The organism is Streptomyces sp. NBC_00094 (genome assembly GCF_026343125.1).
In the GTDB taxonomy this organism is placed as follows: Bacteria; Actinomycetota; Actinomycetes; order Streptomycetales; family Streptomycetaceae; genus Streptomyces.
Window position 1 is genome coordinate 7,782,391 of sequence record NZ_JAPEMB010000001.1, and the last position, 26,977, is coordinate 7,809,367.

General features: G+C 69.9%; 18 protein-coding genes and 2 pseudogenes. 8 read left to right on the forward strand and 12 right to left on the reverse strand.

Going from position 1 to position 26,977, the window contains the following annotated elements; all coding sequences use genetic code 11:
- Positions 1–11 precede the first annotated feature (11 nt).
- From OG580_RS34295 to OG580_RS34305, 3 genes are all read right to left on the reverse strand, one after another.
- Positions 12–1,592: a GMC oxidoreductase gene (locus tag OG580_RS34295; protein WP_267047550.1), complete on the reverse strand. Its 1,581-nt coding sequence runs from the start codon at positions 1,590–1,592 to the stop codon at positions 12–14.
- 148 nt (positions 1,593–1,740) lie between these two features.
- Positions 1,741–2,658: a cyclase family protein gene (locus OG580_RS34300; RefSeq protein ID WP_267048225.1), complete on the reverse strand. Its 918-nt coding sequence runs from the start codon at positions 2,656–2,658 to the stop codon at positions 1,741–1,743.
- A gap of 32 nt (positions 2,659–2,690) precedes the next feature.
- Complete coding sequence (locus OG580_RS34305) at positions 2,691–4,220, reverse strand: gluconokinase, GntK/IdnK-type (protein WP_267047551.1); 1,530 nt, start codon at positions 4,218–4,220, stop codon at positions 2,691–2,693.
- 229 nt (positions 4,221–4,449) lie between these two features.
- Here OG580_RS34305 and OG580_RS34310 point away from each other — a divergent pair, with 229 nt between their 5' ends.
- From OG580_RS34310 to OG580_RS34325, 4 genes and pseudogenes are all read left to right on the forward strand, one after another.
- Positions 4,450–8,184: a S8 family serine peptidase gene (locus OG580_RS34310; protein WP_267047552.1), complete on the forward strand. Its 3,735-nt coding sequence runs from the start codon at positions 4,450–4,452 to the stop codon at positions 8,182–8,184.
- 137 nt (positions 8,185–8,321) lie between these two features.
- A complete protein-coding gene (locus OG580_RS34315; protein ID WP_267047553.1) occupies positions 8,322–9,314 on the forward strand; it encodes a helix-turn-helix domain-containing protein in 993 nt (330 codons plus the stop codon).
- Positions 9,315–9,400: 86 nt separating this feature from the next.
- Positions 9,401–10,243 (forward strand): hypothetical protein, encoded by an 843-nt coding sequence (locus tag OG580_RS34320; protein WP_267047554.1) that lies wholly within the window; start codon positions 9,401–9,403, stop codon positions 10,241–10,243.
- Between the two features lie 48 nt (positions 10,244–10,291).
- Positions 10,292–10,435: pseudogene (locus OG580_RS34325) on the forward strand (substrate-binding domain-containing protein); the annotation flags it as partial.
- 30 nt (positions 10,436–10,465) lie between these two features.
- On the opposite strand, the gene OG580_RS34330 reads toward OG580_RS34325, so the two are convergent.
- A complete protein-coding gene (locus tag OG580_RS34330; RefSeq protein WP_267047555.1) occupies positions 10,466–10,735 on the reverse strand; it encodes a hypothetical protein in 270 nt (89 codons plus the stop codon).
- A 22-nt stretch (positions 10,736–10,757) separates the two neighbouring features.
- Positions 10,758–12,515, reverse strand: coding sequence for a S8 family serine peptidase (locus tag OG580_RS34335; RefSeq protein WP_267047556.1), 1,758 nt, complete (start codon positions 12,513–12,515; stop codon positions 10,758–10,760).
- A gap of 180 nt (positions 12,516–12,695) precedes the next feature.
- Between OG580_RS34335 and OG580_RS34340 the strand changes: the two genes are divergently transcribed.
- Positions 12,696–13,421 carry a TetR/AcrR family transcriptional regulator gene (locus tag OG580_RS34340; RefSeq protein ID WP_267047557.1) on the forward strand — a complete coding sequence of 242 codons (726 nt, stop codon included), beginning with the start codon at positions 12,696–12,698 and terminating at the stop codon, positions 13,419–13,421.
- On the opposite strand, the pseudogene OG580_RS34345 reads toward OG580_RS34340, so the two are convergent.
- From OG580_RS34345 to OG580_RS34360, 4 genes and pseudogenes are all read right to left on the reverse strand, one after another.
- Positions 13,418–13,812: pseudogene (locus tag OG580_RS34345) on the reverse strand (transposase); the annotation flags it as partial. The gene OG580_RS34340 and the pseudogene OG580_RS34345 sit on opposite strands and share 4 nt — an antisense overlap.
- 10 nt (positions 13,813–13,822) lie before the next feature.
- On the reverse strand, positions 13,823–15,661 hold the full coding sequence (locus tag OG580_RS34350; RefSeq protein WP_267047558.1) for a hypothetical protein: 1,839 nt from the start codon (positions 15,659–15,661) through the stop codon (positions 13,823–13,825).
- 16 nt (positions 15,662–15,677) lie between these two features.
- Positions 15,678–17,225 carry a patatin-like phospholipase family protein gene (locus tag OG580_RS34355; RefSeq protein ID WP_267047559.1) on the reverse strand — a complete coding sequence of 516 codons (1,548 nt, stop codon included), beginning with the start codon at positions 17,223–17,225 and terminating at the stop codon, positions 15,678–15,680.
- Positions 17,222–18,910: a GMC oxidoreductase gene (locus OG580_RS34360; protein WP_267047560.1), complete on the reverse strand. Its 1,689-nt coding sequence runs from the start codon at positions 18,908–18,910 to the stop codon at positions 17,222–17,224. The genes OG580_RS34355 and OG580_RS34360 overlap by 4 nt, the downstream gene beginning before the upstream one ends.
- Positions 18,911–19,324: 414 nt before the next feature.
- Between OG580_RS34360 and OG580_RS34365 the strand changes: the two genes are divergently transcribed.
- On the forward strand, positions 19,325–19,450 hold the full coding sequence (locus tag OG580_RS34365; protein WP_267047561.1) for a hypothetical protein: 126 nt from the start codon (positions 19,325–19,327) through the stop codon (positions 19,448–19,450).
- Positions 19,451–19,506: 56 nt separating this feature from the next.
- On the opposite strand, the gene OG580_RS34370 is transcribed toward OG580_RS34365, so the two are convergent.
- Positions 19,507–20,097, reverse strand: coding sequence for a hypothetical protein (locus OG580_RS34370; RefSeq protein WP_267047562.1), 591 nt, complete (start codon positions 20,095–20,097; stop codon positions 19,507–19,509).
- 716 nt (positions 20,098–20,813) lie between these two features.
- Here OG580_RS34370 and OG580_RS34375 point away from each other — a divergent pair.
- Together OG580_RS34375 and OG580_RS34380 are read left to right on the forward strand one after the other, a co-directional pair.
- A complete protein-coding gene (locus OG580_RS34375) occupies positions 20,814–21,644 on the forward strand; it encodes a RimK family alpha-L-glutamate ligase (RefSeq protein WP_267047563.1) in 831 nt (276 codons plus the stop codon).
- A 220-nt stretch (positions 21,645–21,864) separates the two neighbouring features.
- Positions 21,865–23,631 carry an ABC transporter ATP-binding protein gene (locus tag OG580_RS34380; RefSeq protein WP_267047564.1) on the forward strand — a complete coding sequence of 589 codons (1,767 nt, stop codon included), beginning with the start codon at positions 21,865–21,867 and terminating at the stop codon, positions 23,629–23,631.
- A 97-nt stretch (positions 23,632–23,728) separates the two neighbouring features.
- On the opposite strand, the gene lanKC is transcribed toward OG580_RS34380, so the two are convergent.
- Both lanKC and OG580_RS34390 read right to left on the reverse strand, forming a co-directional pair.
- Complete coding sequence (gene lanKC / locus OG580_RS34385; protein ID WP_267047565.1) at positions 23,729–26,470, reverse strand: class III lanthionine synthetase LanKC; 2,742 nt, start codon at positions 26,468–26,470, stop codon at positions 23,729–23,731.
- Positions 26,471–26,622: 152 nt separating this feature from the next.
- Complete coding sequence (locus OG580_RS34390; protein WP_267047566.1) at positions 26,623–26,829, reverse strand: hypothetical protein; 207 nt, start codon at positions 26,827–26,829, stop codon at positions 26,623–26,625.
- Between the last annotated feature and the right edge of the window lie 148 nt (positions 26,830–26,977).

Below are 26,977 nucleotides of genomic sequence, written 5' to 3' on the forward strand. Positions count from 1 at the left end.
GGCCGTCGGTCTCAACCCAACCGGGCCAGAAGGTGGTCGCCGACCCGCAGGGCATTGGCGATGGCCGTCAAGGACGGGTTGACCGCGCCGATGCTCGGGAAGAAGCTCGTGTCGACGACGTACAGGTTGTCGAGATCGTGGGCCTTGCAGTCGACGTCCAGAGCGGAGGCGGCGGGGTCGGTGCCGAATCGGACCGTGCCCGCCTGGTGCGCGGTCGCACCGATCGGCATGCCCTTGTGCAGGTAGATGCTGCGGGACAGCAGGTGGTGCTCGTGCATGCCGAGGTGGCCCAGCATCCCCTGCAGTTTGCGCCTCAACCGCCTCAAGCCTTCGACATTGTTCTTCTCGTCGAGAGTGAGTCGGATACGGGCGTCACCGTCGAGAGTGACCCGGTTGTCGGGCAGGGGGAGATCCTCACCGCACAGCCAGAAGTCGACGGCATGATGAGCCAGCACCTCGAACGGCATGTCGGGTGCCGCCGCGCCCGCCCACCGGGGCGCCTCGCCGTGGATCTGATCCGCGTCCGACTTGCCCAGCATCTGGATGCCGCCCAACGGGAAGTCCCAGTCGTCCGCGCCCAGGTACCAGTCGTTGAGGGCGAGGGTCTTCTGGAACCGGGTGTCATTGGGTTCCTTCGACACGGCCATCAGAGCGAGGTTGTTGTGCCGCATGTAGAACCGGCCGACCACGTCCGAGCTGTTGGCGAGGCCACGGGGATGGTGCTCGTTCGCCGAGGCCAGAAGCAGCGCGGCGGAGTTGACCGCCCCGCAGGAGACGACCACCATGTCCGCCGTGTACCGGACCTCAGAACCGTCCGCCAGCCGGCCGACGACCGCGCTCACCCTTCGTCCCCGGTCGTCGGTCTCCAGGCGGACCACCTGAGTGCGCGTGACCATATCGACGTTGGGGTACTCGAGGGCCGGTTCCACACAGATCACCTCGGCGTCGGACTTCCCGCGCACCAGACACGGAAAGCCGTCGACCCGGTCGCACCGGATGCAGACGCTGGAGTGGGTGGCCCGCCCCCCGTTCTCCTGGCTCAGATTGACGCCGATCGGCAGGTGGAACGGGTGCAGGCCCCGCTTCTCGAGATCGTCGCTCAGCTGCTGGATGCGCGGCTCGTGCTCCACCGGCGGATGGGCGTACTGCGCGCTCACCGGGCCTTCGCCGGGATCCTCGCCGTGCCGTCCGTGGACGAGGTACAGGTGCTCGGCCTGCGTGTAGTACGGCTCCAGATCCTCGTACCGGATCGGCCAGGGCGGGGAGATGCCGCCGTGATGACGGATCTCGCCGAAGTCCTCCGGACGCAGCCGGAAGAGGGCGGCCCCGTAGAACTTGGTGTTGCCGCCGACGTAGTAGTTGACCTCGGGCGGGAACTCGTCGCCGTTCCTGTCCAGCCAGAACTCCGGCGCACGGTACTTGCCCCTGACGAACACGGCCGTCGAGTCCCAGTTGTCCCGCTCACGCGGAAGGTAGCCGCCGCGTTCGACGAGGAGGACGCGCTTGCCCGACGGGGCGAGCCGATGGGCGAGAGTGCCTCCACCTGCGCCGGTGCCGATGATGATGACGTCGTAGTGAGGGGCGTCGCTCATGGCGACCACCGTCCTTGCAATCACGGCCCCGACCCGGCGTCAGGCACCTGGTGCCCCGCTGGGCGAGGGTCCGGCGACCTCACTCTCGAACGTAGCCGCGCTCCTCGTGGACGGCGACCGGAGCGGCGCTCCCCGGCACGCGTCCGCTTCACAGCACCGCTATGGGGTTCACGGGCGACCCCGTGGCTCCGGCCAGCCGCAGGGGGGCGACCACACACAGGAAACTCCAGCGCCCGGCCTGAGCGCAGAGGGGGACGAGGTCCTCGAACCGCAGGTAGTCCATGAGGTGGACCCCGATGGCGTGGATGGCCAGCACGTGTACGGGGAAGGCGACGTCCTCCACCACACTGGGCGCGGTGTCGTTGTTGCCGTCTCCGCCCAGAGCGGTGACCTTGCGCTCGGCCAGGAACTCCATGGCGGTCGGGTGCAGACCCACCCGTGCCTCGGCCGAGTCCCACGGCCCGAGTGCGGTGCGCCGAAGACGATGCCCCACCCTGACGAACAGCAGGTCTCCCGGTCCGACACGGACCCCCTGCTCGGCCTCGGCGGCTGTCAGGTCACCCGAGGTCACATGGTCGCCCGGTTCCAGCCAGCGCACGCCACGCAGCCGCGGGATGTCCAGCAGGACACCCCGGCCGACGATGCCGTTCTCGACCACGTCGACGGAGAGCCGACGTGCCCCTTCGGCGGTCAGGGTGCTCGCGGGCACCCCGCCGTACAGCTCCCCGTCGAACACCACATGACAGAGGGCGTCGAGATGGCTGTCCGCGTCGCCGTGCACGTTCATGGCGAAGCGGTCGGTGGCGAAGTGGAGCGCGTCGGAGCCGAGTTCCCCCGGGCTCGGTCCGGTCATCCGGTGTACCGCGGGGTCAGGGTCGTCCGGGCCCGGTACGGTCTCGATCGGAGCCGCCAGCGACACCGTGCGTCCGAGGCGGACTTCCGCGGCGGCCGCCGCCACCCGCTCAGGCGTCAGATGACGGAGCGCGCCACACCGGCCGTCCACCGCCGGCGGCGCGGCCTGGTTCCGGAGCCGCTCGTAGAGCGCCCGGAAATCGTGCGCGGTCATGCCGCTCGCCGTCGGCGGCTCCTCGGACGGGGTCATGAGTACCCCCAGGGGCTCAGCCCCCAGCGGAGCACGTGGGTCGCGCCCGGCTGCAGCACGGTGAGGTCCGTGCCGCTACGGAAGGCGTCCGGCGGACAGGACATCGGCTCCACGGCGACTCCCCGCCGTCGCCGCTCGGGTTCGGCCAGGGTGTCGCCCGTGTACACCTGCACGCAGCGGGTTCCCTCGCCGAGCCAGAGATCGACGCCTCGCAGTTCGGAGGGGTGTGTCAGCCGCACGATCGCCCGCCCTTCGGGGTCGCGGTCGAGCCCGGTGAAGGCAGTGTCCAGCCGCAGGTCGCCGATGGGGCGGGCGGTACGGAAGTCGTACGGGGTGCCGTCGACGGGCTCCTGGCCTATGGGCAGGCCCCTGTCGTCGGTACGCAGCAGGTTCCGCGCGGGAACGGTCAGCACGGCGTCGTCGACGAGATCGGTACCGACCGTGAGATAGGGATGCTGGCCCACACCGTAAGGTGCCGGTTCCGTACCGGTGTTGGTGGCCCGGACCGTCGTCCCGAGCCCGTCGGGCCCCAGCCGGTACTCGACACGGACATCGAGGAGGAACGGGTATCCGGGTTGGGGACAGAGCGTCGTGCCGAGCGTCACCGAGCCATCGGTGCGGGCGAGTAGCTCCCACAGGGTCCAGCGAAGCAGTCCGTGGATCGCGTTGTCCTTCTCCACCTCGGTCAGAGGGAGTTGCAGATCCCTGCCGTCGAAGCGGTAGCGTCCGCCGTCCACGCGGTTCGGCCAGGGGACGAGCAGTTGCCCGCGCCCGCCCGTGATGGCGGATCCCGTGGAGAACCCGTCGAGCAGTGGTCGGCCGTTCACGACGTAGTCGCGCAGGGCGCCGCCCAACCGGACCACTTCCACGCTCTGCTCTCCCCGGACCAACCGCCACGACCCGCCCGTGGGGCTGGGGGACGCGGAAGAGCCCTCGCGCGCGACGGCGTGGACGGCCCGCTCCGTGCCCGTCCCTTCCGCCGGTACCCCGGCATCGGATTCCCGGCGCATCCGCGACAGTACGGCTGTGACGACGGCCTCCGGAGGCCGGTCGATCTCCACCACCAACGGGTGCTCGTCGGGCTCCGGCTCCTGGAGGACCGCGAGCTGGCTGTCCAGCAGGTCCGCCGGGAAGAAGTGACCGTGCCGCGCGGCCAGCCGGGACTCCAGCAGCTCGCGCGAGCCGTGCAGGTACACCAGAACAGCGTCGGGACGCCCTGCCAGCAGCTTGTCCCGGTAGTCACGCTTGAGCGCCGAGCAGGCGACGACGGCCCGCTGATCGGCCGCGGTCACCCGGTCCATCCACTCCCCGATGGCTTCGAGCCACGGCTCCCGGTCGCTGTCCGTGAGGGCATGGCCTGCGGCCATCTTGGCTCGGTTGGCCTCGGAGTGGAACGCGTCAGCGTCGCCGTACGCCCAGCCCAGACGTTCGGCGAGAAGACGACCCACCGTCGACTTTCCGGACCCGGCGACGCCGACGACGAGAACCAGCCGCGGTGGCTCCGCTGTCGCTCCTTCGCGTGCCATGGTCTGACAGGCTCCTCCATGTCGTCTGCCCGCCGAGGCGTCTCCGTCCGGTGGGTCGGATACCTCCAATCTGACCCCCGTCGTCCCCCGGCGCATGTCGGCACCCGCGTCCGCACCACGTCTTTCCGCCCGGAATCGCGCGTTTCACGGTCGGCAAGCCTTTGCCATGGCGAGGACTTGCCGTCATGAGGCCTTCACGACGGCGTTCACCGGTCGATAGACCCATGGCATGGACTCCCCTTCTCGACCTTCCGCCTTCCGGCGCGGGCGCCGGCAGCTGATCTCGGCGGCCACCGTGGTGCCCCTGCTGGCCTCGGGACTCGTCGTTCTGCAGGCACCCGCGCAGGCCGCTCCGGCCAAGCCCACCGTCCCCGCCAAGCTCTCGGCGTCCCACAAGGTCACCCTTGTCACCGGCGACGTCGTCACGGTCACCACGACCGCCGACGGCAAGCAGATCGCCGACGTCGACCGGCCCGACGGCGCCGTCGGCGGCGTGAAACTCCAGGAGGTCAAGGGCGACTTGTTCGTCATCCCGGACGAGGCCGTACCGCTGCTGGGAACGGACAGGCTGGACCGGCGGTTGTTCAACGTCACCGACCTGATCGAGATGGGGTACGACGACGCGAAGTCGGCCGCCGTACCACTGATCGCGACGTACACCGAGTCCACGTCCCGCACGGCCACCGAGCCGACGGCCCCCCGCGGCAGCAAGCTGACCCGCAAGCTCAAGGGCATTCGCGGCGCGGTGCTCAGCACCGACAAGCGGCAGACCCGCACCTTCTGGACCTCCGTCGCGCCCCAGGGCGGCGACACACTGGGTGCGGGAGTCGCGAAGCTGTGGCTCGACGGCCGCGTGAAGGCCAGCCTGAAGGAGAGCGTGCCGCTGATCGGCGCGCCTGAGGCCTGGGCGGCCGGTTACACCGGCAAGGGCGTCAAGGTGGCCGTGCTCGACACCGGGATCGACGCCAACCACCCCGACTTCGCCGGTCTGATCGACGGCACGGCCAGTTTCGTGCCGGGTGAGGGCGTCACCGATGTCAACGGGCACGGCACGCATGTGGCCGGCACGATCGTCGGTTCGGGCGCCGCCTCCGGAGGCGACAACAAGGGCGTCGCGCCCGGCGCCGACCTGTACGTCGGCAAGGTGCTCGGCGGCGCGGAGGGTTACGGCCAGGACTCCTGGGTCATGGCCGGCATGCAGTGGGCCGCCGAGTCCGGTGCCGACGTCGTCAACATGAGCCTCGGCGACTCCTACCCGACCGACGGCAGCGACCCGATGTCGCAGACGGTCGACGCGCTCTCCGCGCAGTACGGCACGCTGTTCGTCATAGCCGCCGGCAACGCGGGCCCGGAGAGCATCTCCGCCCCGGGCGCGGCCGCCGCTGCGCTGACCGTGGCCGCCACGGACAAGCAGGACCAGCTCGCGTCCTTCTCCAGCACCGGCCCGCTGGCCTGGTCCGGTGGCATGAAGCCGGACATCGCGGCGCCGGGCGTGGACATCACCGCCGCCCGGTCACAGGCGATGACCGAGGGCGGGGAGGGCCTCTACCGCACGATCAGCGGTACGTCGATGGCCACCCCGCACGTCGCGGGCGCGGCGGCGATCCTGGCCCAGCAACACCCGGACTGGTCCGGCGCGCAGCTCAAGGAGCACCTGACGAGCACCGCGAAGGGTCTGGACGGCGGGTACTCGCCATACGAGGTCGGCACCGGCCGCCTCGACGTGGCCGCCGCCGTGCGCACCACGGTCAGGGCAACGGGGTCGCTCTTCTTCGGCAACCACACCTGGCCGCACCAGCCGAGCGACGTCGCCGTCACGAAGGACCTGACCTTCACGAACGCCGGTTCCGCCGACGTCACTCTGCACCTGGCGCTGACCGACGACGACGGGCCGTTCACGCTGGGAGCGGCCGAGGTGACCGTCCCCGCGGGCGGCACGGCCGCGGTCCCCGTCACCGGTGACCCGCGGACCGCCTCCGCGGGCCGCCACGCCGGCTACGTGACGGCCACCGACGCGGCCACCGGTCGGTCGGTGACCCGCACCTCGGTGGCGCTGCTCAAGGAGGAGGAGCGCTACGACCTGAACATCACGCTCGTCGGCAAGGACGGCAAGCCCGCCGTCGGCTGGGTCGGCATCAACCTCGCCGGCGACCCCTGGCCGTGGAACGTCTACGTCGAGGGCTCGACCACGATGCGCATGGCGCCCGGCCTGTACACCGTCGCGGGATACGTCGACGTGACGGGCGAGAAGGCGGACCGCTCCGGTCTGGCCGTGCTGGTCGACCCGGAGACCGTGCTCAAGGACGGCTCCGCGGACGTCGTGCTGGACGCGAGCCGGGCACGCCTGCTGCAGACCGAGGCGCCGCAGCGCACCGAGGACCGCCAGCGCAAGGTCGACTTCAACGTCCACTACAAGGGCCTCGACCCGTACATGGACTACCGCAGCGCGTATGTGCTGCCGCCGACGTACGACGATGTCTACGTCGCGCCGACGGAGCCGATGAAGCAGGGCGAGTTCATGCTGATCACCCGCTGGCGCAAGGGCGAGCCGCAGCTCGCCCTGAGCGCGTTGGGCGGCCGGCTCCGGTTCGAGGCGCGGGTGCAGGCGGGCAGCGCCCTGGGCACCTCCACGGACACGCTCCGCGCCGTGTACGCGGGCGACGGCGCGACGGCCGCGTACGAGCAGGTCAGCGCCAAGGGCAAGGTCGCCGTCGTCGAGCGGAGTGACGAGGTCTCGCCTCAGGAGCGGACCGAGGCCGCGGTCGCGGCCGGTGCGAAGGCGCTGATCGTGGTCAACGACGGTACCGGTGGCCTGATGGAGTACGTCGGGGAGTCGGCCATCCCGGTCGCCACCGTGCACCGCGACGCGGGCGAGGGCCTGGTCTCGTTGGCCAAGGCAGGCACCCTCAAGCTGACCGTGAAGCAGACCGAGCACACGCCGTTCGTCTACGACCTGACCCGGGACTACCCCGGCCAGGTGCCGGACCGGGACCTGGTCTACAAGCCGAGCAAGAGTGACCTCGCCCGGATCGACGCCCGCTACTACGCGGCGGCGGGCGGCCGGCTCGCGGAGGGCTACCGGTCCGACTTCACCCTCAGCCCGTCCTTCAACATGCCCGAGGTCGAGTGGCACCCGGGCACCCGCACGGAGTGGGTGACCCCGGGCCAGGTCTGGAGGGAGTTCCACACGCAGGGCGTCGACGGACCGCTGCCGTGGTCGATGGTGTCGGGCGACAACACGTACGGCAAGGGCAGCACCACCCGCCTGGACTGGTTCGCCCCGGCGATCAGGCCCGCCCAGAGCGAGTCCTTCGGTGTGTACAACTCGCGCTGGCAGAACTACATGACCTGGAACGTGCAGGCGTGGGCCTCCGCCAGCGACACCATGCGTCTCGGCGGCTACCTCCCGTGGGGCGAGACACCGTCCCACCTGCAGGTCTTCCAGGGCGACACGCTGATCCACGACAACCCCGTCAGCGGAGACATGCAATGGGTGGAGGTGCCGGCCGGCAAGCTGCCGTACCGCGCCGTGCTCGACGTGGAGCGGCCCGGTGACCTCTTCCGGCTGTCGACCCGCACCCGCACCGAGTGGACCTTCCTGTCCGACACCGTCGACTCGGACTTCTTCGAGCCGTTCTCGGTGCTGAACCTGGACTACGAGCTGGAGACGGACCTGCACGGCGACGTCAAGGCCGCCACGACCCAGAAGATCACGCTCAGGCCGGTGTCCATGGACCTCGGGACCGTGCCGGGCACCGTCACCGAGGTGACCCTGGACGTCTCGTACGACGACGGCGCCGACTGGCAGAAGGTGACCCTGGCCAAGCGTACCGACGGCTCCTGGACGGGTTCGTTCAGGACGGCCGAGAAGCCCGGCGGCTTCGTCTCCCTCCGCGCGAGCGCCGGGACGGACAGCGGCTTCGGCGTCAGGAACGAGATCATCCGGGCGTACGGCCTGCGATGAACCGCACCGTCGGGCCCCGGGGAGGAGAATCCCCGGGGCCCTTCCCCGCACACCCGCTCCCAGCAGGGACTATTCAAGGTCTGCCGCCATGGCGCATACTCTCCCCGCTACGGCAAGGGGAGGAGAGTCGAACGCCGATGCTGGATGTCCTCGGCTTCGATCCCGATGACGAGCGTGTCTACCGGGCGCTGCTCGGACGGCCGAACGCCACCGCGATCCTTCTCGCCGACCCGAGCGGCCTGCCGCAGGCCCACGTCGACAAGGCGTTGTCCCGCCTCGTCGAGTGGGGACTGGCGACCAGGTCGGTGGACGAGCAGTTCACCGCCGCGCCGCCGGCCATGGCGCTCGGCGCGCTCATCAGCCAGCGCCGGGACGGGCTGCGCACGGCCGAGCATGCCCTGGTGACGTTCGCCGAGGAACACCGGGCGGCGATGACCGGAAGCAGCATCAACGATCTGATCGAGGTCGTCACAGGCGTCGACGCCATCCGGCATCGTTTCCTCCAGGTCCAGCAGGCGGCCCGCACGCAGGTCCGCTCCTTCATCACCGCGCCGTTCGTCGCCCTGCCGCCCGGCGAGAACACGGCCGAACCCGTGGCCATCGGCCGGGGTGTGCACTTCCGCGCCGTGCTGGACCGGGCCGTACTGGCGGAACCCGGCATCATCGACGACGCGATCGATTCCCTGGGCAAGGGCGTGCACCTGCGTGTCGCCGACGAACTGCCGATGAAGCTGGTCCTGGCCGACGCCGACCTCGGACTCGTCCCGCTCGCGGTCACGGCGGCCGGAGAACCCGGCGCCGTGCTGCTGCACCGCAGCGGCCTCCTGGACGCGTTGGACGCACTCTTCGAGACGGTGTGGCGCACGGCCCGACCCCTCGAACTGACGGGCACCGGCGGAGAGACCGATCCGACCGTCGAGGTCGGTTCGGAGGGTCCCACCGACCTCGACCGAAGGATCCTCGCCCTGCTCCTGGCCGGTCTGACGGACGTGACGGCCGCGACACAACTCGGCCTGTCACCGCGCACGCTGCACCGGCGCCTGCGGCATCTCATGGACATGGCCGGAGTCCGGACCCGGATGCAGCTCGGCGCTTACGCCGTGCGCCACGGTTGGACGGAGCCCCTGTGAAAGGGACCCGAGAAGGTGCAGCGAGACAAGGCGTCGTCCACGTTTCGCTTTCTGCGGGGCAGCGGAGCTGGAACTAGGCTCGTGTCGTGGAACCGCCTGAGCACCGCGCCGAAGGCGCGGGACCGTTCGTCACCCGGCTCACCTGGCACCGCCCCGAAGGGGGGACGCTGGTCTGGGAGTCGCGGCTCGCGCGCAAGCGTGGGGCGCTGTCCGTCCGCGGCCCGGGGGGTACGGTCGTCATGTCCCCGACTGCCGATGCCGAGGCCCTCGACCGTCTTCGGAGGCTCAACTCCGTAGCCTCGGCTGCGTTCTTCCTCGGCGGAATGCTCTTCGCTCTCGGCGCCGGGGTGGCCCAGCTGGGCTCGGGCGACGCCGTCGAGAGCGCCTCGATCTACTTCGTGGGCGGGCTGTTCTTCACTCTCGGGGGCTACACGTCGCTCCTGCAGGTGCTGAACGCACCTCGCCACTCCCCAGGGGGCGGCTCACTGGCCACGGTCGGCTGGCGGTGGTGGGGGTACGAGCCGATGCGTTTGGACTGGCTCAGCACGTTCGTGCTGTTCGCCGGGACGCTCGTCTTCGGAGTCAACCTGCTGGATTCCTTCCTGCAGGGGCTCACCGTCCAGCAGACCAACCGGCTGATCTGGACTCCCGATGTGGTGGGTTGCGTACTGTTCCTGGTTTCGGGTCATCTCGCGTTCGTCGAGATCTGCCATAGGTCCCGGCCCTGCGTCCGCTCGCGCAGCCTCGGCTGGTGGGTGGTCGCGGTGAATCAGTTCGGGTCGGTGCTCTTCATGATCTCTGCGTTGGCCGCCTTCACCCGTCCCACCACCCAGAGTCTGGTCAATACCGACATCGCCAACTGGGGGACCCTGTGCGGTGCGCTGTGCTTCTCCCTCGGCGGCGTACTCCAGGCCTTCGAGCGACCTTAGGGCTCGTCTGTCCGTCGAGGGCTCGTCTGTCCGTCGTCGGGTCCGACGGACGTGATGATCGCGCGCTGGTCCAGCCCGCCGCTCACGACGGTCCATCAGCCGCTGCGCGAGATGGGCGAAGAGGCGGTCCAGATGCTGCTCCGCCTGCGGGCGGGGGAGCCCTCGGCGACGCGCAGGGAGCTCGCGACGTCGTACGGCGTCTTCATGGGCGCCCGAGATCCGTCAGAGCGGGCGGCGGCTCGACGACAGGGTCAGGGAGCGCACCCACGGTTCGTGGGAGAGCTCCTCGACCACGCGGCGCGAGAGCATGCCGCTGGCGACGGTCCGGTCCGCGGTCCCGACGTCCACTCCCGCGCCGCGGAGCACCTCGCGCTGCGCCTCCGTGGGTGCCGGCTCCAGGACAACGGTCACCAGGAGGTTCCTGTCCTCGGGACCGCCGTCGCCGGCTTCCACGGCGGCGGAGAGGGAGGGATCGAGCTTGGCATGGTCCATGGCCCGATTCTGCCCCAGCGGGTCACAGGCGGGACGCGTCGACGAGCCCGTGTCCCCACTTGGGGTCGAAGGATCCCGGGGCCCCACCGGGGACCGCCGCCGCGGCCGTCAGGAAGGAGCGGATCTTGTCGGGATCGGCGCTGGGGTCGCCCTCCAGGAGCAGCGCGGTGAGTCCCGCGACGAACGGGCAGGCCATGCTCGTGCCTTGGAGCGCCAGATGGCGGTCGTCGATCATGAAGGCCCGGCGCAGTCCGACGGCGTCACGGGAGAGCGCGGAGACGACCATCGCTCCCGGGGCCGTGACGTCGGGTTTGGGCATCCCGTCCCGGCGCGGCCCTTCGCTGCTGAAGCCCGCGATGTCGTCCGCGACCAGCCAGGTGGCCAGGCGCTGCGTGCCGTCGATGTCCCGCCACTGGGTGCGGGTCGTGGACGCGGCCACGGTGATCGCCGACGTCGCCGCTCCCGGCGAACCGATCTTGAGCGCGTCGTGCACCGCCGGACCACTGAACTGCGGCGGGGGCTGTGCCTCCTGCCTGCCCAGTATCCACACGTCCGCTCGGCAGCTCTGGCCGCTGACGTTCGCTCCGCGCAGGACGAGCCGCCACCGCGGTGCCCCGGCGGCCGGGGCGGGCGAGGTGGGCTCCACGGCCACGAAGAAATTGTGGTCCCCGTTGGCCGGATCGGGGCCGGGCGTGACGATCTGCACGACGCCGTCCGCCAGTTCGTACGCACGGACCGGCGAACCGGCCGTCAGTACGGCCTGGAAGTCGGTCGAGTCGCCGGACGGCGAGGCGACGGCGACCTCCAGCCGGTCCCCGCCCGAGTACCAGCCGTTCAGCCAGAACAGATCGGGGGAGCCGTCGATCCGCCCGGGATGGCAGGGCACGGACAGCGTGGCGCCCTCGGTCACCGCGAGCCGCGCGTGGATGTCGTCCTCGCCCTCGTTGCCGGCGGCGCAGCAGACGATCCTGCCGGGGCCGCTCTCCTCCTCGATGGCGAGGGACATGACGTCCGTGCCGTCGTGCGGGTCGGAGTGGCCGCCCAGGCTGAGGTTGACGACCGCGGGCATGTCGAGCTCGTCCGCCAGGCGGAACACGTACTGGATGCCGTCGATGATGTGGGCGTCCTGGAAGTCCGTCTTGACCGCGACGATCCGGGCCTCGGGGGCGACCCCCTCGGTGCCGGCCGCGATCCCCGCGACATGGGTGCCGTGGCCTTCGACGTCCCGGGACAGCACTTCCGCGCCCGCCGCGAGGTCGGTGAACTCCGCCCCGTACCGGCCCTCGGGGACCCCGTTCCCGCCGACGATCGTCTGGTCCCAGATACGCTCGACCCGCCCCGAGAACTCGGGATGCCCCAGGAAGATGCCCGTGTCCACCACTCCGACGAGCACGCCGTCCCCGGTCCGGTCGAGGCGGGTGCGGAACTCCGGCACGCCGACCTTCACCAGGGCCTGGTCCAGACACGGCCGCAGTTGCGCGGCCGGCACGATCCGGCGCACACCCGGCTGCGCGGCCAGTTCCTCCAGGGCGTCGAGCGGAACGATGCCCGTACGGATCGACCGTCCGCCCTCGTTGATCTCGGTGTCGCCCGTTCCGACGGGCGGGGCGTCGGGGTCGCACTCCACCGAGACGACGACCCGCACCGGCTTGCCGCGCTGCTCGACGGAGACGAGCCCCATCATGCCCGCGGGCCTTCTCAGCGGGGCACGGCGGCGACCTTCCTGTACATAGCGCTCATACGCCGCTGCCAGCGGCGGCGCCAACTTCTCGACGGTCATGACCGTCTCCTTCTTGTGTGTCGTTCCCCGTTTGTCGTGTCAACGCTCCACGTGGCGAGGGCCGCCACCAGGGGTCATGGCCGGAAGCTCACCCTACGTATGCGGCATATGCGTACTTCATACGTTTATGTCGTATATGCTGCTCCGGTAGGGGGTCAGTCGTCAAGGGTGGTCCTGATCATGAGCGGCGAACCATCGACACCGCGTCGGGAACGGCTGACCCGCGAGCGTGTGCTGCGTGCCGCGCTGACGGTGGCGGACGCCGAGGGCCTGGCCGCCCTGAGCATGCGCCGGGTGGCGGTGGAGCTCGGCGTGGAGACCATGGCGCTGTACCGGTACACGGTGAGCAAGGACGATCTGCTCGACGGGCTCGTCGAGACCCTCTTCCTGGAAGTGGAGGAGCGGCTGTCGAGCGCCCTGCATCCGATGGGCACTGTGGTGCCCGAAGGGCCCCCTGTCGGCCTCCCGGACCTGCGTGACGCGCTGCACGGCATTGCCCGCGAGTTGTACCGGGTCGCCGTGGCGCACCCGAACATCATCTCCCTGTGCGCGAGCCGCCCCCTGACGGTCCCTCTGGCACGCCGGCCCCAGGCGGTGCTGCGCGTCCATGAACGCCTGCTGGCGCTGTTGCGGGCGGCCGGCCTGGACGAACGGGCGGCACTGCGGGTGTACCGGGCCTTCATCTCCTGGGTGTTGGGCTACATCGTGATCGATCTGCGCGCGGTGGTCGACGATCCGGACGAACCCGACCCCGCCTTCCGGCTCGGACTGCACCGCCTCCCGGCCCGCGACTTCCCGATGCTCCGGGCGTACGGCCCCGCTCTCGCCGAACGCGGCGGCGAGGAGGAGCTCACCGCGGGACTCGACGCCCTGCTCGCCTCGCTGGGTTCGGACACGGTCCGTTAGGGCCTGTCCGGCGGATCATGGCCGGGGTGTTTCTCGTAGCGGGTGGCGATGCCGCGCCACTGTTTGAGGCGGTGGAAGCAGCGTTCGACGATGTTGCGACGCCGGTAGGCAGCCTTGTCGAATCCGCAGGGCCGTTCACGGCGCCGCTTCCGTCCCGCGAGCTGGTCGACGCGCTCGGGGATCGTTGTCCTGATCCCGCGCCGGCGGAGGTGGGCCCGGAAGGTCCGGGCCAGGAAGGCCAACGGCCGGCCCTGTCCGTCGCAGGCGAGGTGGATCTTGCTGGTCAGTCCACCGCGGGAGCGGCCGAGTCCGCGTTCTTCGAGCCCCCTTTGGCCGCGGTGTGCTGGTGGGCCCGCACGATCGTGGAATCGATCGCGACCAGCCAGTCCACCTCCTCGCGGTCAGCCCTGACCGTGCCGCGCGATCACGACGGGCTCCTCGATCAGCCGCACGGTCGGCGCCGGCTCGGGCACCGGACGCTTCCACACGCCCTCTGCGCCCGCGACCTCGTCGAACTCCCAGCTCCGGCAAGTCCCGTCGAGTGCCAGCGGGTAGAGGGTGAGCGTGCCGTCCCGTGCGAGGTGCATCCGGAGGAAGCCCTTGTGGTCGTCGATGGACTGCCCGGACATCTGCCAGTCGGCGACCAGGCCCCGGTTCGTCCACAGCACCCACAGGGCGAAGAACTGGGAGCCGAAGGAGGCGCCCATCACGGCGGCGACGACCAGCAGAATCGCCAGGAACGCGAAGCCGTTCCAGGAGGACGGGACCGACCGGGCGATGGCGACGGTGACGGTCAGGGCCGTGGCGGCGACCGCCGCCTGGAACAGCACGGCCACGACCGCACCGGACGGCGCCCTGGGGCGCCGTTCGCGCAACAGCCCCCTCCACCAGCCGATCACGAAGGGCAGGACGAAGAGGGCGGCACTCGTGCAGAGCAGGCCGAGCAGGTCGTCGGCACCGGCGCCCCGCAGGGCCCCGACGGGATGGCGTCTGCCGTCTGCCAGTGCGAACGCGCCGCTCATGATCAGGACGAGCACCATCTGTACCGCCCCGGCCAGGACGGCGAATCCGGGGTTGCGGCGCGGGAGCCAGTACCGCGACCAGGGCTTGGCGATCGCGCGGGCGAGCGAGCGGGACTCCACCGCGTCCGGGTACGTGTGCTGGGCGAGGGCGAACGCCGTCGGCGGCTGGTCCTTCTTCTGCATGCGCGAGGTGGCCGGCGGCAGGGGCAGGGCCTTCGGGAGCCTGTGGGTGGACGAGAGGAACGCCCCGCCCAGGCCGCACGTCACCATCTGACGCCGCCGGGGGTCCGGGGGCAGGGCGTCGTCGGCCCCGGCCCCGTCGTCGGGCAGCCGCTCCGCGTAGCGGGCGTAGTGGTGTTTGTCACCGGTCAGCCACAAGCGGATCGAGGCGCCCGTCTCCTCGTGCCTCCGGGTCGTCCGGTCGAAGCGGGAGCGCACGATGTTGCGGTCGAACCAGTGCAGGGAGTTGAAGGCGTCGGGCCGCTCATCGCTGTTTACCCAGGTGGGCTCGGCCGAGCAGACGATCACGCTGTCACCCGGGCGCAGCCGCGGCGAGAGGTGGGTCTCGAAGTAGCGCCGCTGCGGATCGTCGAAGTAGGTGCCGAGCTGGCTGTCCAGCCCGACGAGCCACCAGCGCTGTGGCAGTTCCACGGCGAAGTAGCTCCGGGTCTGCCGGGTCTGCCAGCCACCGATCGCGCTTTCCTGGGCGAACATCCGCAGGAACGCGGTGAGTCCGTCGTACCAGTCGTGGTTGCCCGGCAGCGCGACCATCAGCGGCTCGTCCGTCGCCGACGGAAGCGCCGCGCGGTAGGGCCCCTTCATCCGGTCCTCGTACGCGGTCGCCGACGCCACCGGGTACACCTGGTCGCCGCCGAGAACGAGCAGCGAGCCACGGGGGAGCGAGCCGGGCCCCTCGACGGCGAGTCGGTCCGCCCCGAGGGCGGATGCCACCGAGGCCGTCGCCTCGAATCCGTCGCCGAGGTCCGCGACGAAGTCGATCCAGATCTCCCCGGCGGCGGGATCCGCCAACGGTGCCCGCAGGAGACCGGCCTCCAGCGCGCCCTGGATCTCTCGCTTGTCCGAGTAGCCGGCGAAGACGGCGGCCAGGTAGACCTTTACCGCCGTACGCGCCAGCTCCTTCGGCGCGAGCCAGCGCACCGGCTCCTGAGGAGTGAACCGGAGCCCCTCCGCGTGTCTGCGCAGCTCATGGAAGTCCACGTCGGCTCCTCCTCGGTCACAGCGGGGACCAGGGCAGGACGTTCTGCGCGTACACGTCCCACAGCTTGCCGAGGAAGAACTGCCCGAACCGTCCCAGGGTGGTCACCCTGCCGGGCAGCGTCGGCGCTTCGACCCGGAAGGTGGTGAGTTGCCGCAGGAAGTCGGCGGGGCGGATGCGAACGGTTCCGGCAGCCACCGACTCGGCTCCGGACTCCTCGTCGGCGTCGACGTGACCACGGAGGACGTGCGTGTAGAGGACCGACGTGTCCTTCCAGATCCCCCGACGGGAGTCCTCGCTGACATCCTTGTACCCGCTGAGGGTGAGCCGGTGACCGGCCCGGTCGGTGAAGAACAGGCGGTAGCGCATCCGCAGGTGCTGCGGGTCGGAGTGCTCCACGAACAGCTGGAAGGTTCCGCGCTCGACCGGAAGGCGCCCGCCCAGCTCTTGGCAGAGGATCTCTCCGCGCAGCTCGGCCTCGTGCTCCGGGCCGGCGAGGAAGCGGTCCATTCCCCGGATGTCCACGGTCAGGTGCACGGCGATGTCAGCGGTGGCTCCGTCCGCCGACGGGGCCGCCTTCCGGGCGTCGTCCTCCCCGAAGACGACATGGCCGACCATGCGTTCGGTGAAGCGCATACGGGTCGGGTCGTCGGGGCGGTCCGAAGGTTCACCGGGCTTCCAGGGGATCCCCTGGTCCGTGCACCAGCGGCGCGCATGCTGGACGCCGAGTTCCACGGCTTGGGCGAAACGGTCCCGGCTGAAGTTGACGAGGTAGTTCAGGGGGACCTCGCCGCTCAGCAGCCGGACCTCGATCGGGCGCCCGAACTCTCCCTCCTCCCCGTCGCGGATGGCCGCGTTGCTGGTCTCGATCCGGCGCAGCCAGTCCTGCAGCCGTCCGTTGGCCGTTGTCTCGATGATGTGGAAGTAGTTGGCCACGAAGCCGTTGCGCCACCGGTGCCTTCGGCTGACCGTCCAGATGATCCACAGTTCGTCGCAGCCCCGCCGGATCGCCTCCTCGACGTTCGCGTCGGTCAGATAGACCGGGTCGATGTACGTCTGCCCGTCGATGACGACCGGAGGGAACCACATGGGCAGCGCCACCCCGGCACAGAACCGGTCCTCGTCCATGCGGTCGGCGGTCACCGGCTCCAGTTCGTTGGCACTGAAGTTGTAGAGGTTGAAGGTGGCTTCGCGATCGGTGGCCCGGATCCGCTCCCAGTCCAGCCCCCAGTCCGGGAAGACGCGACGCCGGTATCCGTCCAGGGTGAAGAGGGAACGGGCGTAGGGCCCCTTCGGCAGCTCGCGCCAGTTCGGGGTGACGCCTCTCAGCGGAGAGAGCTTGCGCCAGTTGTCCGCGATCTCGCGCCCGGACATCCCCTGGCAGTACATCGCGAGGTTGAACACGCCTCCACTGGCGCCATCGGCGTGGTCGAACGTCAGGTCGGCCTCGTCGAGCAGGACCTGGAGGACGCCGGCCTGGTAGGCCACCTTCAGCCCGCCGCCGGCGAGGAGGAGGGATCTGCGTGGGGATCCGCTGCGGGGTGTCGTGCCCTGTCCGGTCGTCATGAGGGATTCTCGGATTTCTGCCGGTGGTCCTCGATGATGCGGTCGGCCGACCGGTCGGCCAGCGCCGCGATGGTGAGCGAGGGGTTCGGGCCGACGGGACCGGGCAGCACCGAGCCGTCGGCGATCGACAGTCCCGGACAGCCGTACACGCGGCCGAAGGAATCCACCACGCCTTCCCTCGGGGTGTGCCCCATCGGAGCACCGCCCACGGGATGCACCGTGATGAGGCGGTTGAGCAACCACAGGGGATTGGCGGCGTAGCGTCCCCCGAGACTGCGGGACACGCGCTCCATGGTCTCGTTCATCTGGTCGAAGTACTGGTCGGACGCGGCCAGTTTCCAGTCGAGGTCCAGATGCCCGTCCCGGAGGAACATCCGGCCGTTGGGGACGTCCCTTCCCATGCCGAGCAGCGGCATGGACGTCGCGGTGAGCAGGCCCTTGCCCATGGCGTCACCGAGCTGTCGTCCCACACGGCTGCGTGCGGTCCCGGTCAGCTGCGACCACCCTCGGCGCAGCAGGAATCTCGCGACCCTGTGGGACATGGTGAGGACGTTGTGCTCGACGAGCCAGTCGAGGAATTCCGGGTACCCGGCGTCCTCGATGTAGAACCCCCGGTCCCTCCCGCCGCTTCCCTTCCGGTCCACCCGCATCGCACTCGTGATGACCGGTCCGTAACTCGGCTCCAGCAGGCGCGGCTCCGTTTCCCCCGGCCGGTCCTGACGCCTCTCCCGAGCCTTGAGCACCAACCCGAGGAAGTCCCCGTTCCCGGAGAAGTGTGTACCCAGCGCCGGGCTGAGCGCCGGGAAGGCGCTGCGGTTCCGCAACAGCAGATAGGTCGTGCCGAGCGTGCCGGCGGAGAGGATCAGCCGCTTGGCCCTGACGGTCCGCCGTACGGGAGGAACCGACGGATCCTCGTCCCCGGCGGCGCGGTGCTCGAAGTACGAGACCTGGAAGCCCTCTCGGACCGGTTCGAACGAGCGGACTTCGCAGAGGGTTCGGATGTCCGCTCCGAGTCGCTGCGCGGCGCTGAGGTAGGTGAAGTCCAGACTGTTCTTGCTGCCGAAGTTGCAGCCCAGGTCGCATTCGCCGACGAGCCTGCACGCATAGCGCGGGCTATGGTGCAGATTCTCCTCACCGCCGTCGAGGGGGGCGCCGGGCACCGGGGGGTCCCCGAAGGAGACGGCCAGCAGCGGAAGTTCCCACGGCAGGCCCAGTCGCTCGGCCGCCTGGCGCATGGCGAGGGTCTTGGGCGTGCTCCGGTAGGGCTCCACGTCGAAGGGGTACTTCCGCGCGCCCAGCATGGTCTCGACGGACTGGTAGTGCGGATCGAGGTCCTCGCGGCTGACCGGCCAGTTCTCGTAGCCGCCGTCGAACGACTCGTGCACGAACCAGCTCTCCGGCTTGCGGATCAGCACGTTCGCGTAGATCAACGAGCCCCCGCCCAGGCCGCTGGACACGAGCGCGTCCAGCGTGGAGAAGCTCCACATGTCGTACAGCCCGTACAACCCGGAGTCCGGGTCCCAGAAGTTCTTGGCCGCTTCGTGGGGGCTACGGGGAAAGGACCCGGGCGGGAACGCCTTCCCTCTTTCGAGGACGCATACGCGGAGGTCGGCGTCGGCCAGGCGATACGCCGTCACGGACCCGCCGAAACCCGACCCGACGACGACGGCATCGAAAACGTCCACGCTCGCCACCTCTGGAAGTCGGAGCCGGAACAGCTGCCTTGACTTCCCCCTCGTCTGCGGCTGCCGCACGCACGACCACTCTCCATGGTTCACCCGCGTGTGGTGAAGCGCATGTCGAATCGTCCGTCGTCACTGGTCGACCCCGTGGTACTGAACTCGCGCAGGTCCACGGGCCGAGGCCATAATGGAAAAACGGTTGGGACCTCATGAGCAACCGAGGCCCTTACTACATGGCGCCACACCCGGTCTACACGCAGCTGGACAGCAACGGGCGACCGATCTGGCGGATCGGCCCCGGCCTCAATGCCGCCACCATGGGAGGCCGAGGCCGGCTCGACGCCTCACGCGTCTGGCAAGCCGGTTCCACCGAGACTCAGTGTGACGCGGTGGCCATGACGAAGGAGGCCGCGGATCGTGTCGGCGATCGGGTCGGCGACGCCGCTGATCGCTCCGGCCCTGCGGCAAGTGGACATCCTCGACATCGGCGGTGTCGCCGCTCTCATCGTGGACGTCGACGCCTTCCCAGGAGGCGTCGGCTGATGCGTGGGCGCTCCAAGGTCACTGGCAGCCCTGGTGCCGCGCACGGCGAGAGCGTGTCAGCGTCGCAGGGCCGTTCGGAGCGTGAGTCCGTGGTTGCGCCGCAGCCGGTACAGCTCCCAGCACGACAGGGCCGTCACCGTGACGGGGGCGCCGAGGATGAAGATCATCCGGGCGCCCGGCGGGATCTGGGCGTAGGTTCCGGTGAGCACATCCAGGAGGGCCATCTCCCACACCAGGACGCCGGCGAGGATCGGCGGTAGCACTTCGTGGATGTCGGCGGTGCGGAACACGTGCACCAATGACAGTCCGATGCCGTAGAGAGCGAAGCCGATCGACCACAGGCACAGCACGACGATGACGATCCTGCCGGGAAGCCCCACGGCGTCCCGCAGTCCCGCCAACTCCGGGGCCATGGCGAGGGCGGAGGTGCCCATGGACGCCATGATGGCCAGTACCGAGCCGAGGGGGCGCAGGGCCCGGCGCAGGTACACCCGTCGCAGGCCGTCCCGTGCGGCTGCCACGAAGGCGCCGACCACCACGGGGAAGGTGCAGACGAGAACCAGCACACTGGACCAGCTCTGGTCGAGGCGTTCGCTCGCCACGCCCTGGACGTCGTCGGCGCTCGCGATGGCGTTGTAGGTGAGCATCAAACCCACCCAGGCGACGAGTCCCAGCCCGGTCCGCCACAACTGGAGCTTGCGGACCTCCCGATCGTCGACGATCCCGGGGCGTGAGGGACGGAAGGTCCGCTGGGCGGCGTACAGGGGGTTGTAGAGGCCGCGCAGGATGTTCCGGGCCCGCGAGGGTTCTGCGCGCGGAGGCGGGACCGTGGTGTAGGTCGGCGCGTATGGGTATCCCGGCGGAGGGCCGGATTGTGCGTATGGGTATCCCGGCGGAGGGCCGGACTGCGCATACGGGTACCCGGGCGGAGGGCCGGACTGCGCGTACGAATATCCCGGCGGCGGACCGGGTGGGGAGTTCGGTTGTCCCTGTGGGGGGACCGGAGGAGCGTGGGGGTGTCCCTGCGGTAGGTGCGCGCCGCTGCTGCCCGCCGGGTCACCGGACCCACCGCTGCCGTAACCGCTCATGCCATGTACCCCCGACGTCCTGCACGTTCGAACCCGGGCATCCTAGGTCCTGGACGGCCGGCGTCGGGTCGTCGGCCAGGGGATCGTTCCCCGGAAGCCGGCGGACGCTCGTCCTATCATCTGCCGTAACCGGTAGGCAGAGGGCACCGGTGAGCGAAGGGACGGGCATGTCGTCGCTGAACGAAGCACGTGCTTGGCTGTTGCTGTGTCCTGGGCTCCGCCGGGGCGCAGACGGTGCTGCCGGCAGTAAGCCCGGTTCGGTCACGTCGTCGCTCATGGCCTCCTTTGCCGCGGAGCTCGGGCACCAGGCCGCGGTTGTCCACAGCAGTCAGCTGGTACTCGGCGTGGAAGGCGGACGGCTCACACTCGCCGACACGAGCGGGCGACCCGTCCCCGCGCCCGCCGTGGCCTACGCCCGCCTGTCGACGCCCCGACTCTCACCCGACAGAGAAGTCACCCTGCTGCGACACCTGGCCGCAATGGGCACGCAGCTGATCAACCCCGCCGAGGCGGTTCTGGCGTCGGTGAACAAGTTCTGGCACCTGCAACAGCTCACTGCCGCAGGCATCCCCGTCCCCGACACCCGCACGCACACCGACGCCCCTTTGGAGGACGTACTCGACATCGGTGTGCCGCAGCCGTGCGTGGTCAAGGCCGTGCGCGGCCACCGTGGCCGACGGGTCTTCCTCGCCGCCGACGACAAGGCGCTGCGAGGTGTGGCCGGCAGTCTGGACGACCGGCACCCCTATCTCCTTCAGCGGTACGTCGCCCACTCCCACGGCCGGGATCTGCGCGTCATCGTGGTCGACCGCATGGCCGTGGCCGCCGCCCTGCGCACAGCCGGCGACGACCGCCTGGTCTCCAACCTGGCGCAGGGTGGGACCCACACCGTCTGCACGGGCCGGTATCCGGACGCAGAGGCACTGGCCGTCGAAGCGGCGGACGCCATCGGCCTCGGCGTCGCCGGCGTCGATCTCCTCTTCGAAGCAGACGGTTCCTTCACCGTGTGCGAGGTGAACTGCAACCCCACCTGGCGGCCCGACATGCTCGGTATCGCCGAAGCCATCGCCAACGCCTGCCGCAGCCGTCTCGAAGCGTCCGGCTGAGCGCCGCCGAATCCGGTCCACGTCCTGAACAGGCCTTCCGGGAATCGACCTGGCGCGGCATGACTTCAGACTCCGACCGCTTGTCGATCGATCGAGGAAAATCCTTGGACGGTGCGCGTGTCCGCGCGGAACACTGCCAACCCTGTCCAGTTCGGTCTGACAAAGCAAGGTTGGGATGGAAAAGCCTGAATCGCGCAAGAGTTCGCCAGGCAGGGGCCCCGTGCTCCTCGCACTTCGTTACTACGGAAAGGAGTTGGTCCGGCTCAAGCGGCTGACAGTGCCCGCGATGCTGCTTCCGGCGCTGGGCAACATCGGCATCTTCTACATCGCGCCGCTCGTCGTCGCGAAGCTCGTCGGCCGCATCGCGGGGGGCGCCGACGGCGGCATCGGCCCGATGCTGCCCTACGTCCTCGGCTTCGCCGGCGTACTCCTGCTCGCCGAGACGCTCTGGCGCGTCGGACTGCACTGCCTGAACCGCCTCGACGCAGGCGGCATCGAGCACCTGTACGTGATCGGCATGGACGAGCTGTTCGCCAAGGACGCCGCCTTCTTCCACGACAACTTCGCCGGCTCGCTGACCAAGCGGGTCCTGAGCTTCGCCTCCCGCTTCGAGGAGTTCGTCGACACCCTCACCTTCTCGGTCATGGGCAAGCTGGTCCCCCTCGTGTTCGCGTCGGTGGTGCTGTGGACGTATGACCCCCTGCTCGTCGTCGGGCTCCTGGTGATGATCGCGGTGACGGCCCTGTGCGTACGGCCCCTGATCCGACGCCGGCAGGCGCTCGTCGCCCAGCGCGAGGAGGCCATCGCCCGGGTCTCCGGCCACGTCGCCGACTCCCTGATGAACATGGACACCGTCCGGTCCTTCGCCGCCGAACACCGCGAGGCCGCCGAACACCGCTCCCGCGTCGCCGAATCGCGGCGGCTCAGCGTGCGTTCGTGGGACTACGGCAACCTGCGCATCGACACCGTGGTCGCACCGATGTCCGTACTGACCAACGTCCTCGGACTGCTGCTCGCCCTCTCGCTCGGCGCGGGAGAGCACGGCGTCGAGGCGGTCGTCGTCGCCTTCACCTACTACTCCAACGCCACACGGATCATGTTCGAGTTCAACCAGATCTACCGCCGCCTGGAGAGCTCGATGACCGAGGCCGCGCAGTTCACCGAACTGCTGCTGACGCCGCCGACCGTACGGGACCCGGCTGTGCCGGAGCCCCTTCTCGTCAAGGGCGCCGACGTGCGCTTCGAGAGGGTGAACTTCGCCCACGCGGGCGCGAAGCCGCTCTTCGAGGGCCTCGACCTGGCCGTGCCCAGCGGGGCGAAGGTCGGATTCGTCGGCAGGTCCGGCGGCGGCAAGACCACGCTCACCCGGCTGCTGCTGCGGATGACGGACATCGACGGCGGCCGCATCACGATCGGCGGACAGGACATCAGCAGGCTGCGGCAGGCCGAACTGCGCAGCCTGATCGCCTACGTGCCGCAGGACCCGGCGATGTTCCACCGCACCCTGCGGGAGAACATCGCGTTCGCCCGGCCGGACGCCACCGATGCCGAGATCCGCCGTGCGGCCGAGGCGGCGCACGTCACGGAGTTCGTCCATGCGCTTCCCGACGGCTTCGACACGATGGTGGGCGAGCGCGGAGTGAAGCTCTCCGGCGGCCAGCGCCAGCGGGTCGCCCTCGCGCGGGCGATTCTGCGCGACGCGCCGATCCTGCTGCTCGACGAGGCGACCAGCGCGCTGGACTCCGAGAGCGAGGTCCTCGTCCAGGACGCGCTCTGGCGCCTCATGGAAGGGCGGACCGCGCTGGTGGTGGCACACCGGCTGAGCACGGTCGCCACCATGGATCAGCTCGTCGTTCTCGACCGCGGACGGATCGCCGAGCAGGGCACGCATCACGAGCTGCTCGCCGCGGAGGGCGCGTACGCGAAACTGTGGCGGCACCAGTCGGGCGGCTTCCTCGACGACGACCCTGCCGGAGCGCCGGCGTGACATAGGACCCGGCAGGGGCGCGGACGTACCTCGGCCACGGGGGGCGAGGGATGCGAGACGGCTCGCGCGGTCGCCGTGAGCCGGGCCGTCGCCGGCCTCACGACTGAGGGCGCGGTATCAGTTCGTCGACCACGAAGTTGAAGTTTCCGGCAGGGGCGGCGTCCGACCTGATCAAGCGGTCGAGGAAGAGCGCGACCCCTGCCGTTCCCGTCGCGAGGTCGGCGCTTTCCCGGACCGCCTGCTCTCCGGGAAACCCGGCTCCCTCCGGGCAGTCGATACGGAAGAGGAGAACGCCTTCCGCCACCGTCCAGGCGGCTTCGCGGTACTGCGGATCCCCCGTGAACTCCCACACGTCGAGCAGCACGTTCCCCATGCCCGACAGACCGTGGAACAGCTGGGGGAAGACGGCGTACTTGTGATGGACGTTGTCGACGAGGGGCGCCAGCCACGGCTGTAGCGCGTCGTCGGGCCGGACGGCGAGGTAGCGGATCAGAGCGGTGAGGACGCCTGCCGAACCGGAGTCCCAGTAGCACCTCGGGACGATCCGGCCCGCCTCCGACTCGTGGGGAACCAAGGCCGGGAACCCCTCGAACTCCTCGCCGTGCCGGACCGCATGGGCCAGATCGTGGCCGAGGGCGGAGCGCCCGAGGGCGAAGGCACGCTCGTCCCCCGCCGCCCGGGACAGGTAGAGAAGGAACAGTGCGATTCCGCTGCCGCCGAAGGCGTAACCGAGAGGCACATTGCCCTCCGCGTCCGGCCAGTGGGCGCCCTGGGGGCCGCGGACACAGGTGGCCGCGAGACCCTCTCCGACCCGGACCGCGGCGTCGAGGAAATCGTCCCCGTACCCGTCGAGCCAGAACCTGAGGCAGGCGATCCCGTAACCCGCCGCCCCGAGGAGCACGTTCGGCGAGGCGCTGAGCAGGGGGTGCCGGCCGGCCTTTCGCATGAGGTCGGCGGCGGCGTCCGGCCGGCCGATCTCGTGAAGCACCCATGCGATGCCGGATTCTCCGAGATAGAGACCCGGCGGGTACGACTCGTCGGTGACGTTCCGGTCGGCCATCCAGGCGGCGAGGTGGGGCGGAACCGCGACGCCGGCGTGGTGGAACGCGTGCAGGACGCCGGCGGCACCGTAGGCGACGGACAGCGGATTGGTCTCGAACACGGTGGGGTCCGCGGGGAACAGCCTGTCCTGGCGCTCCGGTGTGGCCGTGTTCTCCAGGTAGCGCAGAGCGGCGTCCCGGGTCTCCCGGGCGAGTTCACGCGTGCCGTCCCTCGATGGTCGGCGCGGTCCCCGGCTTCGTATGGTGCCGCCCGTTGCCCCGCGACTCCGCCGAACCGGCTTCGGTGCGGTGACGGGGACGTCGGTCAGGGCGGCGATGACCTGGTCGATGTCCGGGGCGTGCCCGACAGCGGGCCCCTCCATGAGCTCGTCGAGCAGCCCCAGGAACCGGTCGGACAGCCTGAGGTCGTCACTGAGGTCGGCAAGGAAGCGACGGCGTGACGGCGGGTACAGCTCGGACATCCCGTTCGCCAGCATGACGCTTCCGAAGACCAGGGCCCCCAGCGCGTAGATGTCGTTGTCGCGGTCGCTGATCCCCGAGCGCACCGCCCCGGGCGTCGCCATCCCGGGGGTGTGGAGGCCGACGGGCGGGTCGATGCCCTCCTCGACGGCGCATTCGAGGTCGATGACGCGAATCGTGGACGGGTCCTGGACGATGACGTTGCCGAAGGAGAGGTCCCCCAGCACGATGCCGCGGCGGTGGGCCGCCTGGACCGCCCTGGCCATCTGCAGCCAGAGGCCGCGGAGGCCGGCGTAGTACTCGTCCAGGACGGCTGCGGTGACGCCCGTCCGGTAGAGCGGGTTCCGCTGGATGCTGTAGCGGCCCAGATGGTCGCCGGGCAGGTACTCCTCCACGAGGAAGGCGTGCCCGCCCTCTTCGAAGATCTCGACCGCGCGCACGTACAACCCGGAGTCGGCGAGGTCGCGCAGGATGCGGTGCTCCTTCTGGAGCAGTTCCACGGCGTCGAGGCGGTTGAGTCCCACTTCGATGTGGGGTCGGGCCTCCTTGAGGACGACGGTCCCTCCGCCGACCGCGTCGTCGGCGAGGTAGACCCCGCCCCGGTTGGAGAAGTTGAGCGCCGATGTCACATGGAAGCGCCCGTCGCAGAGGGACGGCGTCACTTCTCCGAGCGGTGGCCGGTCCTGGACGAGCGGGTCGGTCAGCCATTCGGGCAGGTGCCAGAACGGGCGGCGGACGTCGGGCACGTACGAGCCGTGGGAGTCGAGGATGACGAACTGGCGGCTGCCGTCCGGCTGCAGCACCGTCCGCGGGCTGAATCCGCCGTACCGGTAGTACACGCAGGACGAGTCCGGCCACCGTCGGTCGGAGAGGATGTACGGGCCGGTGAATGCGCTCAGTTCGGCTGCCAGGGCGTCTCCCAGGCGGAGGAACGCCCGGTCGTCGGGCGGATAGAACGTCATGAACTTCCCGCTGGAACCGCGCGGCCACAACTTGCCGTTGACCTCCGCCAACGTCTGCGCGTCCAGCAGGAACTTGAACGACACGGACGCGTCCAGGGCGCAGCGGGCCGCTCGTTCCAGACAGGCGAGGGAGTCCTGGGAGCGTACCGCCACGTGGATCTTCCAGCCCTGCTCGGGCACGGAGACCCGGGGCGACCCCGCGATGTACCACAGGCCGCTGCGACGGAGCGTCCAGTCGGGCGGCGCCAGGGCCTCGAACGTCTCGACGTGCTCCGACGTCGGTGTGTACCCGTCTGCGCTCTCGAACCACCTGGGGTGGTACCGCGCATAGGCGTTGACGATTTCCCAGTCGTGCATGGCACCGCCCCGTGCAGTTGTCGTCGGAGGGTTCGTCGGCGGCCGGAACAGGCGCTGTACGCAGTGATGCCGAGTACGCGACGCCCCGAGGGCCGCGTGGATCGCTCTCACAGCGGCCGCTCGGGGGGAGCTGCCCCACGAATGGGGTCCTGTCACATGATGGTGCCGCCGCCTCCACCACCGGGGCCGCCGCAGCTGTGATGATCACAGGAGGTGAGGCTGACGTATCCCACCTCGTGCTGGAACTGCCTGGAGTTCCTCGCGTTCTGGACCAGAACCTTCTGCAGTTCCAGGATCGAGGGCATCACCTGCTTGGCGAGTTCCTCGTCTGACATTCCCTTACCGGTCGGTTCCGTCATCTCACCCACTCCTCGACGTATGACGGATGTCGGATGCCTTGGAAATCGAACCCAGGATCGGTGGCGACCAACGCCTCCCGAGCCTGGTGGGCCACCCCCTTCCAGACTGCGCTGCGTACTCTGCTCCCGCAATCTCAGGTCAGGGTCG

Excerpts from the sequence above, each read along its gene's own strand:
- OG580_RS34305 (WP_267047551.1), bottom strand. The coding sequence starts at position 4,220 with ATGGCACGCGAAGGAGCGACAGCGGAGCCACCGCGGCTGGTTCTCGTC.
- OG580_RS34335 (WP_267047556.1), bottom strand. The coding sequence starts at position 12,515 with ATGACCGTCGAGAAGTTGGCGCCGCCGCTGGCAGCGGCGTATGAGCGC.
- OG580_RS34340 (WP_267047557.1), top strand. The coding sequence starts at position 12,696 with ATGAGCGGCGAACCATCGACACCGCGTCGGGAACGGCTGACCCGCGAG.
- OG580_RS34355 (WP_267047559.1), bottom strand. The coding sequence starts at position 17,225 with ATGACGACCGGACAGGGCACGACACCCCGCAGCGGATCCCCACGCAGA.
- OG580_RS34390 (WP_267047566.1), bottom strand. The coding sequence starts at position 26,829 with ATGACGGAACCGACCGGTAAGGGAATGTCAGACGAGGAACTCGCCAAG.
- OG580_RS34330 (WP_267047555.1), bottom strand. The coding sequence starts at position 10,735 with ATGGACCATGCCAAGCTCGATCCCTCCCTCTCCGCCGCCGTGGAAGCC.
- lanKC (WP_267047565.1), bottom strand. The coding sequence starts at position 26,470 with ATGCACGACTGGGAAATCGTCAACGCCTATGCGCGGTACCACCCCAGG.
- OG580_RS34315 (WP_267047553.1), top strand. The coding sequence starts at position 8,322 with ATGCTGGATGTCCTCGGCTTCGATCCCGATGACGAGCGTGTCTACCGG.
- OG580_RS34295 (WP_267047550.1), bottom strand. The coding sequence starts at position 1,592 with ATGAGCGACGCCCCTCACTACGACGTCATCATCATCGGCACCGGCGCA.
- OG580_RS34300 (WP_267048225.1), bottom strand. The coding sequence starts at position 2,658 with ATGACCGCGCACGATTTCCGGGCGCTCTACGAGCGGCTCCGGAACCAG.
- OG580_RS34375 (WP_267047563.1), top strand. The coding sequence starts at position 20,814 with ATGGCCTCCTTTGCCGCGGAGCTCGGGCACCAGGCCGCGGTTGTCCAC.
- OG580_RS34370 (WP_267047562.1), bottom strand. The coding sequence starts at position 20,097 with ATGCTCACCTACAACGCCATCGCGAGCGCCGACGACGTCCAGGGCGTG.
- OG580_RS34310 (WP_267047552.1), top strand. The coding sequence starts at position 4,450 with ATGGACTCCCCTTCTCGACCTTCCGCCTTCCGGCGCGGGCGCCGGCAG.